At 71.7% G+C, this 12818-nt stretch carries 9 protein-coding genes; 6 read left to right on the top strand and 3 right to left on the bottom strand.

Annotated elements, in window-relative coordinates; all coding sequences use genetic code 11:
* Window positions 1-221 precede the first annotated feature (221 nt).
* Window positions 222-845 (bottom strand): MOSC domain-containing protein, encoded by a 624-nt coding sequence (locus tag ABZ911_RS13135; protein ID WP_358054757.1) that lies wholly within the window; start codon window positions 843-845, stop codon window positions 222-224.
* A 9-nt stretch (window positions 846-854) separates the two neighbouring features.
* Window positions 855-1163, bottom strand: coding sequence for a hypothetical protein (locus ABZ911_RS13130; protein WP_358054756.1), 309 nt, complete (start codon window positions 1161-1163; stop codon window positions 855-857).
* Between the two features lie 134 nt (window positions 1164-1297).
* On the opposite strand from ABZ911_RS13130, the gene ABZ911_RS13125 reads away from it, so the two are divergent.
* Window positions 1298-1963 (top strand): ABC transporter ATP-binding protein, encoded by a 666-nt coding sequence (locus ABZ911_RS13125; protein ID WP_358054755.1) that lies wholly within the window; start codon window positions 1298-1300, stop codon window positions 1961-1963.
* Window positions 1960-3378, top strand: a complete 1419-nt coding sequence (locus ABZ911_RS13120; RefSeq protein ID WP_358054754.1) for a DUF6297 family protein — start codon at window positions 1960-1962, stop codon at window positions 3376-3378. Before ABZ911_RS13125 ends, ABZ911_RS13120 begins: the two co-directional genes overlap by 4 nt.
* Before the next feature lie 5 nt (window positions 3379-3383).
* On the opposite strand, the gene lepA is transcribed toward ABZ911_RS13120, so the two are convergent.
* The gene (gene lepA, locus ABZ911_RS13115; RefSeq protein ID WP_358054753.1) at window positions 3384-5264 is read right to left on the bottom strand and encodes a translation elongation factor 4; all 1881 of its coding nucleotides are present in this window, start codon (window positions 5262-5264) and stop codon (window positions 3384-3386) included.
* A gap of 21 nt (window positions 5265-5285) precedes the next feature.
* Between lepA and ABZ911_RS13110 the strand changes: the two genes are divergently transcribed.
* The 4 genes from ABZ911_RS13110 (at window position 5286) to ABZ911_RS13095 (ending at window position 12817) form a co-directional block, all read left to right on the top strand.
* Window positions 5286-6281, top strand: coding sequence for a hypothetical protein (locus ABZ911_RS13110; protein WP_358054752.1), 996 nt, complete (start codon window positions 5286-5288; stop codon window positions 6279-6281).
* A 156-nt stretch (window positions 6282-6437) separates the two neighbouring features.
* Window positions 6438-6710: a 30S ribosomal protein S20 gene (gene rpsT, locus ABZ911_RS13105; RefSeq protein WP_358054751.1), complete on the top strand. Its 273-nt coding sequence runs from the start codon at window positions 6438-6440 to the stop codon at window positions 6708-6710.
* A gap of 231 nt (window positions 6711-6941) precedes the next feature.
* Window positions 6942-10211: an ABC transporter permease gene (locus ABZ911_RS13100; RefSeq protein ID WP_358054750.1), complete on the top strand. Its 3270-nt coding sequence runs from the start codon at window positions 6942-6944 to the stop codon at window positions 10209-10211.
* Entirely contained in the window at window positions 10208-12817 is a 2610-nt protein-coding gene (locus ABZ911_RS13095) for a hypothetical protein (RefSeq protein ID WP_358054749.1), read from the top strand. Before ABZ911_RS13100 ends, ABZ911_RS13095 begins: the two co-directional genes overlap by 4 nt.
* Window position 12818 lies beyond the last annotated feature (1 nt).

The following is a 12818-nucleotide window of genomic DNA, read 5'->3' as shown; positions in this document are numbered from 1 at the left end:
GCAAGCCTCCCTGCGAGCCCTTCCGTCCCCTCCAGGGCCGTCCCCTCCCCGGCGGCCCTGCCCCCGGACGCGTTCCCGGCCCATCCACAGGCCGGGAACGCGTCCGGGCCACAACCCACCGCCGATGCGTCCCCTCCGGGCCGGCGCGCCCGCGTCTGCATTGGTTCCAGCCCCACCCCTCGGGCATCGGGATCGAGGAAAGGCTCTGAGCTCAAGGGATGTCAGGTCCTGAGGACGCGTTCGGCCGCCCGGTCCCATGTGCTCGTGTGGCCGGGGACGGCCAGGATGCGGCGCATCAGCTCTTTGTCTCCGTGGTAGGCCCTGAAGGACTCCGCGACCGTGACGCTCTCAGGCCGGGAGACGATCTCGACGGGGTCTCCCACACCGAGGTGCCCCCGTTCGACCACTCGCAGGTACGCCCCAGGACGCCCGGCCTGGGTGAAGCGCTTGAGCCAGCCGGGCTCGCCGAGCCAGTTACGGAACACCACACAAGGGATGCGCGGCCCGGTCACCTCCAGCAGTGCCGTACCGACACGCCAGCGCTCGCCCAGCATCGCCCCGTTGACGTCGAGACCCGATGTGGTGAGGTTCTCACCGAAGCGACCGTCAGGCAGGTCCCGCCCGAGCTCGCCCTCCCACCAGTCGTAGTCCTCCCGGGCGTACGCGTACACCGCTTGATCGGGAGATCCGTGGTTGGCCATGTCCGCACGCTCATCACCGGCCAGCCCGTTGTCCCGCACCTCGACCCGGCCTGTCACGGCCGACTTGTCGATCGCCGTGCGTTTGAGCTTCCCCGCCCACTCGGCATCGACAGCGGTGCCCACATTCACCGAAATAACGCGCATACCTGCACGTTAGCTGGCCTGTCTGTTCAGCTGCGAACGAGAATCGAACCCGGCGAGCTGTAACAGACTGTCGAGCGCGGCCTGTCGCGTCTCCTCAACCGAGCCCCCACGCTCGCCGAAACAGTCGGCGGCCACATCGAGCACGGCCTCCAGCACGGCCGAATCCGGATACGGAACGTCCACCAGCACCGTGCCGTCCGCGTCGGGCGCCGTCGAGGAGAGGTGCGACCGCAGCAGCCGCCTGGTCTCCTCCGCCATCGCGACCCCCAACATGGCGGCCCTCTCAAAACGCTCCGAGGCCAAGGTCTCCGTCGTCATGCCACCCTCCCTCTCGCACGCACGTTCGATCCAGAAGCTAGCGCACCCCACCGACAGAATCCGGCGATGGCTGCGACCGATGAACAGGGGCGGGCGGGCGCCCGCGGAGGCTTCGGGACTCCTAGGCTCAGGGCGTGACTGAACCGATCATCCGCGTCCGAGGGCTCACCGTCGAGTTCGCCGGGAATCCGGTCCTCACCGGTGTCGACCTGGCCGTCGCTCCAGGCGAGGCCGTCGCCGTCGTGGGCGAGAACGGCACGGGCAAGTCGACGCTCCTACGCTGCCTCGCCGGTCTCCAAACGGCAACCTCGGGAACGGTCGACGTGTTCGGCGCTCCCCCGGCCGACGACCCGCCGTTCTGGCGCCAAGTCGCCCTGGTGGCCGACGAACCCGCCTGGTACCCGGGTCTCACCACCCGCGACCACCTGGACATGATCCAAACCATCCACCCCGGAAAATCCGAGGACTCCCCGGCGCCCTCGTTCACCGGCGCCTCCGGTGGGCACGACGTCGACACCATGCTCGAAGCGTTCGGCCTGCGTGACAGAGGCGACGTGGCGCCCCTTAACCTCTCCACCGGCCAACGCCAGCGCCTCACGCTGGCCTCCGCCTTCCTCAGGCCCAGCCGCCTCCTCCTGCTGGACGAGCCCGAGCGCGGCCTGGACGCCGCCTTCAGACGGCGCCTCCACTCCATGCTGGACGCCTACACCACGGCGGGCGGCACGGTCGTGATGGCCACCCACGACCACACGCTCGCCGCCCCGAGCACCCGCCGCATCACCTTGGACGCCGCCCGATGACCCCCAGCCGTACCCGCCGCGCCCTGGACCGCTACTCCGTCCTGTTCGGCATCGCCATGCTGGCCGCCGTCCTGGGCAACCCGATCTCCTCGGTCCTGTCCTCGCTGGCCGAGGCGGACCCGGCCGCCATGGGCACCGGCATGGCGCTGATCACGCTGGTCCTCGCGGGCTTCCTGGCGACGGCCCGCGCCCGGGGCCCTGTGGCGGTCTCGGCGGCCGACGCCTCCTGGCGCCTGCTGTCACCGCTCCCCCGCGCCAGTGTGCTCGGCCGTACGGCGAGGGTGCTGGCGACGGTGGCCGTGGTGGCGGGGATCGCGCTGGGCGTCGCCCTGCTCGCGGTGCTGGGCGCCCCCGACCACCTCACCTGGCGCCTGCTCACCGCCGTGGCGATCGGCGTCTCGCTGACCGTGGGCGGCCTCGCGGTCGCGGTCCTCGCGCAGGCGGAACAGCAGTGGAACTCCTGGCTGAACATCACCCTCGTCGTCCTGGTCCTGCTGGCCGCCGTGTCCGCCGGCGGCCAAGGCCGCCGCGTCCTGTCCACGGTCGCCGCCGCCCCGCCCTCCGCCGGCGCGGTCGTCGCGGCCGTCGCGGCGACCGCCGCGGCCCTCCTGGTACGGCAGGCCTGGTCGGCCATCACCCGCATGCCCGCCCGGCTGATCCTGGCCGCCTCCACCCGCACGGGCAACGCCGCCACCGCGGCCGTCAGCCTGGACCCCGGCTCGCTCACCTGGATAGCCGAGGACAACCACTGGCGTTCGCGCACGCTGAAGTCGAAGCCGTGGCCGAGGCTCCCGGCCCCGCTGGCCCTCGCCTGGCAGGACTGGCGCCGGCTGGCGGCCCGCCCGGCCCTGCTGGGGCTGATGGCGGGCTCGGTGGCGCTGCCCACGCTGTTCGCCCAGGCGGGCGCGGGCATGGTCGCGGTTCTGGCGGGCGCGCTGGCGGTGGCGGCCATGGGCGTGTCGGGTGCGCGGCGTGACGCGGGCAACCCGGCCATGGCCTACCTGCTGGGCGTCGACCGCAGGACGGCGCTGGCCGCCCGCGCGCTGCTTCCGGCGCTGCTGAGCACGCTGTGGCTGGGCGCCGCCCTGGTCCTGCTGTCGGCGGCGGGGGCGCTGCCGGGCGGACCGTGGTGGCTCTTCGCCCCCGCCGTCGCCCCGGCTCTGGCCGCCGCCGCGCTGCGTATCGCCCGGCGGTCGCCGGTGGACCACGCGATGCCGGTCATCGACACGCCCGGCGGAGCCGTACCGACAGGGCCGCTGTTCTGGGCGATGACCGGCGTCGACCTGGCGCTGGTCGGCTGCGCGCCGTTCGTGCTGGCGCTGGTGGCCGAGCCCGCGACGCTCACGGCGGCCTTGGTGGCGCAGGCGGCGCTGGGCGCCGCCACGCTCGGCGGGTACCTCGCCAGGGCGAGGTAGACCGGCTACTTCTTGGTCTTCTCGCCGCCCGACTCGGTGGACAGCGCGGCGACGAAGGCCTCCTGGGGCACCTCGACCCGGCCGACCATCTTCATCCGCTTCTTGCCTTCCTTCTGCTTCTCCAGCAGCTTGCGCTTACGGGAGATGTCGCCGCCGTAGCACTTGGCGAGGACGTCCTTGCGGATGGCGCGGATGTTCTCGCGGGCGATGACGCGGGCGCCGATGGCGGCCTGGATCGGCACCTCGAACTGCTGCCTGGGGATCAGCTCGCGCAGCTTCTTGGCCATCTCGACGCCGTAGGCGTAGGCCTTGTCCTTGTGCACGATCGCGCTGAAGGCGTCGACGGCCTCGCCCTGCAGCAGGATGTCGACCTTGACCAGGTCGGACTCCTGCTCTCCGGCGGGCTCGTAGTCGAGCGAGGCGTAGCCGCGGGTGCGGGACTTGAGCTGGTCGAAGAAGTCGAAGATGATCTCGCCCAGCGGCAGCGCGTAGCGGATCTCGACCCGGTCCTCCGACAGGTAGTCCATGCCCTGGAGCTGGCCGCGCCGCCCCTGGCAGAGCTCCATGATGACGCCGATGAACTCGGCCGGCGCCAGCACGGTGGACTTGGTGACCGGCTCGAAGACCTGGGCGATCTTGCCGCCGGTGGGGAACTCGGACGGGTTGGTGACGGTGAGCTCCTTGCCGTCCTCCATGACGACGCGGTAGATCACGTTGGGCGCGGTGGAGATCAGCGTCAGGCCGAACTCGCGCTCCAGCCGCTCGCGCACGATCTCCATGTGCAGCAGGCCGAGGAAGCCGACGCGGAAGCCGAAGCCCAGCGCGGCCGAGGTCTCCGGCTCGTAGACGAGGGCGGCGTCGTTGAGCTGGAGCTTGTCCAGCGCCTCGCGCAGCTCGGGGTACTCGTCGCCGTCGATCGGGTAGAGGCCGGAGAACACCATCGGCCGGGGGTGGTCGTAGCCGGCCAGCATCTCGACGGCGGGCTTGGCGGCGGCGGTCACGGTGTCGCCGACACGCGACTGGCGCACGTCCTTCACGCCGGTGATCAGGTAGCCCACCTCGCCGACGCCGAGGCCCTTCTCGGCGACCTTCGGCTCGGGGGAGATGACGCCGATCTCCAGCGTCTCGTGGGTGGCGGTGGTCGACATCATCAGGATGCGCTCGCGCTTGCCCAGATGGCCGTCCATGACCCGGACGTAGGTGACGACGCCGCGGTAGGTGTCGTACACCGAGTCGAAGATCAGCGCGCGGGCGGGCGCGTCGGCGTCGCCGATGGGGGCCGGGACGGTCTGGACGACGTGGTCGAGCAGCTCGCGCACGCCGACGCCGGTCTTGCCGGACACCTGGAGCACCTCGGAGGGGTCGCAGCCGATCAGGCCGGCCAGCTCCTCGGAGAACTTCTCGGGCTGCGCCGCCGGCAGGTCGATCTTGTTGAGCACCGGGATGATGTGCAGGTTGTTGTGCATCGCCAGGTACAGGTTGGCGAGCGTCTGCGCCTCGATGCCCTGGGCGGCGTCGACCAGCAGGATCGCGCCCTCGCACGCCTGCAGCGACCGGGAGACCTCGTAGGTGAAGTCGACGTGGCCGGGCGTGTCGATCATGTTGAGCACATGACCGTCCCACGGCAGCCTGACCGCCTGCGACTTGATCGTGATGCCGCGCTCTCGCTCGATGTCCATCCTGTCGAGGTACTGAGCGCGCATGGACCGGTCGTCGACCACGCCGGTGATCTGCAGCATCCGGTCGGCAAGCGTCGACTTGCCGTGGTCGATATGCGCGATGATGCAAAAGTTGCGGATCAACGCGGGGTCGGTCTGGCCAGGCTGAGTGCGCACCGAAGTCCGTTTCGAAAGGAAAGTGACGAACGAGGCTGGCGTACCAGCCATCTTTCATGGTGACATGCCCGGATGATTGCCCGGACCGTCATCCGCCACGCCCTGCGCGTCGTCGCGCTGGCTTTGGCCCTCGTGGTCGTGCTTTCCGGCCTGCTGGCCGGGGCACACCGCCTTCAGTTTACCGGTGCGCCCGCGTCATGGGCCAAGAGCACCGGGAACGACGCCCTGTGGCTCGGCCACGCGTGGGTGGACGGCCGCCGTACCGAGAAGGACGTGGAGGAGCTGGCGGCACGCCTCAAGTCGACCGGCATCAAGGACGTCTACGTGCACACCGGGCCTTTCGCCCAGGATGGCTCGGTACAGCCCCGCTACCCGGTGGCCAGCGAGTTCGTGACCTGGTTCCACCGGCACGCCCCCGGGGTGCGAGTGCAGGCGTGGCTCGGCCAGAAGGTCGACGGGTACCTCGACCTGGACGACGCGCGGGTCCGGGACCGGATCCTGACGAGCGTCGGCCAGATCGTCGGGCTGGGCTTCGACGGCCTCCACTACAACTTCGAGCCGATCGGCGACGACGACGAGGAGTTCCTCGACCTGCTGGCCCGCACCAGGGGCGTCCTCGGCGAGGGCAGGAAGCTGTCCACCTCGACCCCGCAGATCGAGCCGTACCCGCTGATGCGCCCGATCGCCCGCGTCCTCTCCCGCCACGACAAGTACTGGTCGCAGGGCTACTTCCAGCGCGTCGCCGCCCTCGTCGACCAGGTCGCCGTCATGACCTACGACTCCTTCATGCCGGCCGACTGGCTCTACGGCGGTCATGTCGTACGGCAGGCGAAACTGGCCCTCGACCTGGTCCCCGAGGACCGGCTGCTGCTGATCGGCGCGCCCGCCTACCACGACCACGGCGTCGCGTTCCTGGACGAGTCGGAAAGTGTGGCCATCGCGGCCGAGGCCGCCAAGCTGGCGGTCACCGACCACGGGCGGCGGGCGAACTTCGGCCTGGCCCTCTACGTCGACTTCGCCGCGACCGAACAGGACTGGGCGGAGTACGACCGGTACTGGATGCACTGACGGTACGGCTACACTGGGGCGAGACAGGACTCGTGTCCAGGCCGTTGATTTGAGCAGCGACCTGGATTATTGGTAACCTGTTCAACTGCGTGTGGCGCGCCCTCTCATCGAGCCCGCGCGCCCCATCCGTTTCCAGACCTTCACCGAGGCTTCTTCGTGGCGAACATCAAGTCCCAGATCAAGCGCAACAAGCAGAACGAGAAGGCTCGTCTGCGCAACAAGGCTGTCAAGTCTTCCCTGAAGACGGCGATCCGCAAGTTCCGCGAGGCCGCCGAGCAGGGCAAGGCCGACGAGGCCGTGGTGCTCATGCGCGCCGCGTCGCGTCAGCTGGACAAGGCTGCCAGCAAGGGCGTCATCCACAAGAACCAGGCCGCCAACCGCAAGTCGGCGATCGCTCAGCAGGCCGCCGAGCTGACGGCCGCCAAGTAGCCGAACCGCTAACGCCGCACTCCGTTTCGGAGTGCGGCGTTTTTGTATGCCGACAAACGTCTGGTTTACCCGCATATCGTGTAACAGTTTCGATATCACATGCGCATCGCCGCAGCGTATCGGCTCTGTCACCGTCCAGATGATCTCCTTGCCTTACCTTCACCCCGCCCCCAGGGTTCAAAAGGAGCTTGACGGAAAGGCCGGGGGTACATGCGGGGGCGCATACCGCTCGTGATCAAACGGGCATTCAACGAGCCGCTCTTACTGCTCGCCGCGTTCGGATCGATTCTGCTGGCCACCTCGACGCTGGTGGCGCTGACGATGTACGCCTCCTCCGTCGCGGATGTCGGCGTGCGCCGCATCATGGAGACCGCGTCGATCAGGACAACGGCCGCCACGATCAGCGCGCCGGTGACGGCCGAGTCCTTCCCCGCGATCGAGCGCTCGGTGCGCGAGGCGACGGCGAAGGCGTACTCGGGCGTGCCGCTCGCGCTCACGCTGAGCATCCGCTCCGACTCCTACGTGGTGCCCGGCCAGGAGCGCCTGGATCGTCCGGAACTGTTTAGGTTCGGTAGCTATGACGGCCTGGACCGGCACGCCAAGCTGGTCGACGGCGCCTGGCCCGCCGCCCAGCAGGAAGGCGACATCGTCGAGGCCGCCGTCTCGCTGTCGGCCGCCTCGGCCGCCGAGCTGAAGGCCGGGCAGGTCCTCACCACCCGCAGCCGCATCGACCAGAAGCCGGTCAAGGTCAGGATCAGCGGCGTCTTCCAGCTCAACGAGACCTTCGGCGACCGCTGGGCCGGCGAGGCGCTGCTGAGCAGGGGCGTCGAGGTGGGCGACTTCACCACCTACGGCCCGCTCATGGTCGGCCGCGACACCTTCCTCACCCACTTCGCCACCAATGTGAACGCCACCTGGACCGCGGTACCCGACCTCGGCACCCTCTCCCCCGAGCGGCTGCGCCCGTTCGCGGCCGGGGTGGCCGAGCTGAAGGACACGCTGGCCAGGAGCGGCTGCCCCGCCTGCGCCACGGGCACCCGCCTGCCGGAGATGCTCGCCCAGCTCGACACGGCCTCCCTGGTGGCCCGCTCGACGATGCTGATCCCGGTGCTGCAACTGCTGCTGCTGGCCGCCTACGCGCTGATGCTCACCGCCCGCCTGCTGGCCGACCACCGCCGCATGGAGGTCGCGCTGCTCCGCTCACGCGGCGCCGGCACGGTACGGCTCGCGCTGCTCGCCGGCGCCGAGGCCCTGCTGGTGGCCGTCCCGTGCGCACTCGTCGCGCCGTTCCTCGGCCCACCCCTGCTCGCACTGATCAACGCGCTCCCCTGGATCAAGTCCTCAGGGGTACGGCTGGCCCCCACGGCCGACGCCGGGACGTTCGCCGTCTCGGCCGCCGTGGCCCTGGCCTCCGCCGTCCTGCTGGCCCTGCCCGCGCTGGGCGGCGCCCGCCGTACCTATGTGGACGAACAGTCAGCCCGCGGCCGCTCGGGGGGCCGCGGGCTGGTGCAGCGGGCGGGGGCCGACGTGGCGCTGCTGGCGGTGGCGGCGCTCGCCGTCTGGCAGCTCCAGCACTACGGCGGGCCGGTCACCTCGACGGCGGGCGGCGATCTCGGCATCGATCCGCTGATCGTCAGCGGGCCCGCGCTCTCCCTGCTCTGCGGCGGCATGCTGGGCCTGCGCCTGGTGCCGCGGGTGTCCAAGCTCGCCGAGCGGATCACCAGCCGGCGCGACAGCCTCGCGCCCGCGCTCGGCGCCTGGCAGGTGAGCCGCCGGCCGCTGCGGTACTCGGGGCCCGCGCTGCTGCTCACGATGGCGATCGCGATCGGCGTGGTGTCGCTGGCGACGGCGGCCACCTGGCGTTCCTCCCAGCGGGACCAGGCCGTCCACCAGGCCAGCGCCGACCTGCGGATCTCGGGGCCGCCCGAGGCGCGGGAGCTGGGCGTGTTCGGCCGGAGCGGCGCGTTCGCCACCCTGCCGGGCGTGACCCACGCCAGTCCCGCGTTCCGGGGGGAGATCGAGTTCGCCGGGGAGACGGCGACCCTGCTCGCGCTGGAGGGGGGGTCCCTCGACGAGGTGTTCCGGCTGCGCTCCGACCTGTCGGACGACGGGGTGGCGGTGATGGGTGAGCGGCTGGGCGCGGCCCGGCCGGAGATCGCCGGGCTGGCGGTTCCGGGGCGGCCCGAGCGGTTGACGCTGGACGTGCGGGTGGCGGTGGAGAGGGCCGGGGCGGCGGGGCCGTACCAGAATCTGCCGTTGCGGATGACTGTGCAGGATGCCAGGGGGACCTGGCGGGAGGTGCAGGCCGGGCCGCTGAAGGTCGGGGCCAACCGGGTCGAGGTCGATCTGCGGGCGCTGACCGGGCGGAGCGGGGAACTGTCGTACCCGCTGACGGTGCGCGGGTTCACCGCGCAGGTTCCGGTGCCGGACCCGCCGAGTACGGTCACCGTGACGCTGGAGCGGGCCGAGGCGGGCGGCAGCGCGCTGGCGCTCGCGCCGGGGACGCGCTGGGCGCATCACAGTACCGGCGGGTTGAAGCCGGAGGAGAAGGTCGGCGGGGACGGCGGGGCGCTGTGGTCGCTGACCGTACCGGGGACGCCCGCGGCCGGGCGCGCGGGTGAGGCGCAGACGGTCACGCTGCTGCCCGCGCCCGCGACCATCCCCGACGCCGCGCTGTTCGCGCCCGCCCGCCGCCCCGAGGCGCGGATCTTCAAGCCGCTGCCCGTGGTGCTGACCACGGACCTGGCCACCCAGCTCAGGCTGTCGGTCGGCCAGGTCGCGCCGGTGAGCGTCGAGCACGCGACCATCCAGATCAAGGTCGCCGGGATCGTCGAGCGCATGCCCGGCACCGCTCCCGACCAGCCCGCCGTGCTGGCCGACTGGACCACGCTGCAGGGCAGGGCGCTGGCCGGGGGGCAGTTCCTGCGCCCGGCGACCGAATGGTGGCTGGCCACCTCCGGCGGCGACACCGCCGCCGCGAAGAAGGTGCTGGAGAGCAGGCCCGAGTGGGCCGTCACCGTGGTGGACCTGCCGGGGCTGGCCGCCGAACTGCGCGACGACCCGCTGGCCAGCGGCCTGCAGGGGGCGCTCACCCTCGGCTTCCTGTCCGCGCTGGTCTTCGCCGCGCTCGGCTTCCTGGTCAACGCCGCGGTCGCCGCGCGCGAGCGGCTGGCCGAGTTCGCCATCCTGCGGGCGCTCGGGGTCAGCTTCCGGCAGGTGTTCGCGCTGCTGGCCATCGAGCAGACCTTCGTGATCGGGCTGTCGCTGGTGGCCGGGACCGGGCTGGCCCTGGTCGTGGGCGCGCTGGTGGTGCCACACATCGTGCTCACCGGGCAGGCGTCGGCGGTCACCCCGGGCGTGCTGCTCGACATCCCGTGGCCGTCGACCCTGCTCCTGCTCGCGCTGGTGGCCGCGCTGCTGTTCGCGATCGTCGCCGCGCTGGCGCGCACCCTGCGCCGCCAGGGTCTCGGCCAGGTGCTGCGCATCGGGGAGGAACAGTGAGGACGCTTCTGGCCAGGGTGCACACCGGGCCCGCGGCCGTGCTCGCGGTGCTGACGCTGAGCGCCTGCCTGCTGATCGCGGGCATGCCGCGGGTGCTGCAGGCCGCCTACGACGAAGGGCTGCGCCGGACGCTGAGCACCACCAGCGCGCAGGAGCACGACCTGGTCGTCACCTCCATGTACGGCGACGTGCTGCAGGAGCGCGGCCAGTTCGAGGCCCGCGAGCGCGCCTTCAGGAAGGTGCTGCCGCCCGGGCTGGCCTCCGTCGTGACGACCGGCGGCACCAGCCACATCGCCGCCGCCACCGTGGAGACCCCCGCCAAGGACCGCGCCCGGCAGTACATCAACGTGGGCTGGCTGTCCGATCTGGCCCGGCGGGTCGACTGGGTCAGCGGCAGGCCGCCCGGCCGGACGCACACCACGTACGTGCCCGACCAGCGCAAGTTCGGCACCGTGCCGGTGGTCGAGGTGGGGGTCTCCGAGGACGCCGCGCAGCGGATGAACCTCGGCATCGGGACCTTCGTGGTACTCGGCGTCAGCCATCACACCGCCATCCAGGTCACCGGGATCTACCGGCCGAAGGACGCCGCCGACGGCTACTGGGAGCACAACCTCGACGCGTACAAGGTCGAGCGGCGCCTGGTGCCGGGCGCGGAGGAGCCCGACCTGTACATCACCACCCTGACCAGCGACCAGGGGCTGCGGACGCTGAGCGACGGCAACCGGCGGGTGGTGTACTCGTGGGTGTTCGGCGTCGACACCGAGCGGGTCAGCGCTCGGGAGGTGCCGGGCACCGTACAGGCGATCAAGGACTTTCAGCGGGCCGTGGCGGTCGAGGTCGGGAGCTTCAACCAGGGCCGGCTGGAGACCGGGCTGCCGCGGCGGCTGGCGGGCTTCCTGGGGTCGCTGGCCACCGCGCAGACCGTCATGTACCTGGTGCTCGGCGGGCTGGTCGTGGTCGCGCTCGGGGTGATCGTGCTCGCCGTACGGTTGCTGACCGAGCGGATGGACGCCGCGCTGGCGCTGATGCGGGCGCGCGGCGGATCGCTGCCGCAGGTGACCTCGGCGGGGCTGGCGCAGGTGGCGCTGGCCACGCTGCCCGCGGCCTTGGCCGGCTACCTGCTGGCGTACCTGGTGCCGGGGCCGCTCACGCCGATCGTGCACGTGGGGCCGCTGCTGGTGCCGCTGTGCGCGCTGGGCTACGCCGCCGTCAGGCTCACGCTGGCGCACCGGACGCCGCTGAACGAGCGGCGCGACGACGTGACCTCGGCCAAGCCGTCGACGCGGCGGATCACGCTGGAGGTCATGATCGTGGCGCTGGCACTCGCGGGGGCCTACCTGCTGCGCTCGCGCGGGGTGACGACGGAGGTGGGCACGCAGGGGCAGGACCCGTTCCTGCTGCTGGTGCCGGTCGCGCTGGCGGTCGCCGCCGGGCTGGTCACGCTGCGCTGCTATCCCTATCCGCTGCGGGCGATCGTACGGCTGGCCGCCGCGCGGCGCCCAGCGGTGCCGTTCATCGGGCTGACGCTGGCCGCGCGCGCCAGATCGTTCACCGTGCTGCCGGTGCTGATCCTGCTGCCCGCGCTGGCGGTGTCGGTGTTCGCCTCCGTGGTCTCCTCCGGCGTCTCCAGCACCCAGGAGCTGGCCGCCTGGCAGCAGGTCGGGGCGCAGATCCGGGCCGAGCACGAGGTCGAGATCCCGCCCGAGGCGGTGCGGCGGATCGAGCGGGTGCCGGGCGTGGAGCGGGTGGTCACCGCGGAGACCGGCCTGGCCCAGATCGCCCGCAGCCACATCGCCGTCATCTCCATCGACCTGGCCGCCTACCAGGACGTCCTGAACGCGGGCCCGGTACGGCTGCCGCCCCCGCCGACCGGCCCCGGCACCCCGGTGCTGGTCTCGCCGAAGCTCCCGCGCGACGTCACCTTCACGGCCAACTGGCACGTGCCGATGAAGCTCACCTCGGCCGGCGTCATCGACTCGCTGCCCGGTATGGGGTCCCAGGGCGAGTTCGTGGTGATGCCCGCCGACGCCAACGAACGCTCCGGCACGCCCACCCGGGTGAACCTGGCGCTGATCAAGGGCGACGCGGATCCCGCCGCCGTGGCCGCCGCGGCGAACCTGCCGGGGCTGCGGGTGCGCTCCCAGGCGCAGGCGCTGGCGGAGATCAGGCAGGCGCCGCTGACCAGCACCGTGCAGAGCACCCTGGTGATGGTCACCGCCGCGCTGGCCGGGTACGCGATGATCGCCGTGATCATGACCTTGGTGATCACCGCGCCGGCGCGGGCCAGGACGCTGTCGTTCCTGAGCACGCTCGGCCTGTCGCCCGGCCAGGCACAGCGCCTGACCGTGCTGGAGGTCTCCCCGATGATCCTGATCACCGCGCTGGCCGGGCTGGGGCTCGGGCTCGTGCTGCCCGCCGCGCTCGGCCCCGGCCTGGACCTGTCCGCCTACACGGGCAGCGTCGCGGTCGGCGGGTACCGTACCGACCTGCTCACCCCCGTCCTACTGGGCGTGGGGCTCACCGCCGTCTCCGTGCTGGGCGCCTACGCGCACACCGCCCTCGGCCGTCGCCGCAGCCTGGGGTCCGTCCTACGAGTAGGTGACTGAC

The organism is Nonomuraea sp. NPDC046570 (genome assembly GCF_040645915.1).
Taxonomy (GTDB): domain Bacteria; phylum Actinomycetota; class Actinomycetes; order Streptosporangiales; family Streptosporangiaceae; genus Nonomuraea.
This window is presented reverse-complemented; position numbering and strand designations above follow the sequence as displayed.

Coding starts and splice junctions, on each gene's coding strand:
- ABZ911_RS13135 (WP_358054757.1), bottom strand. CDS start 845: ATGCGCGTTATTTCGGTGAATGTGGGCACCGCTGTCGATGCCGAGTGG.
- ABZ911_RS13130 (WP_358054756.1), bottom strand. CDS start 1,163: ATGACGACGGAGACCTTGGCCTCGGAGCGTTTTGAGAGGGCCGCCATG.
- ABZ911_RS13120 (WP_358054754.1), top strand. CDS start 1,960: ATGACCCCCAGCCGTACCCGCCGCGCCCTGGACCGCTACTCCGTCCTG.
- lepA (WP_358054753.1), bottom strand. CDS start 5,264: ATGGCTGGTACGCCAGCCTCGTTCGTCACTTTCCTTTCGAAACGGACT.
- ABZ911_RS13110 (WP_358054752.1), top strand. CDS start 5,286: ATGATTGCCCGGACCGTCATCCGCCACGCCCTGCGCGTCGTCGCGCTG.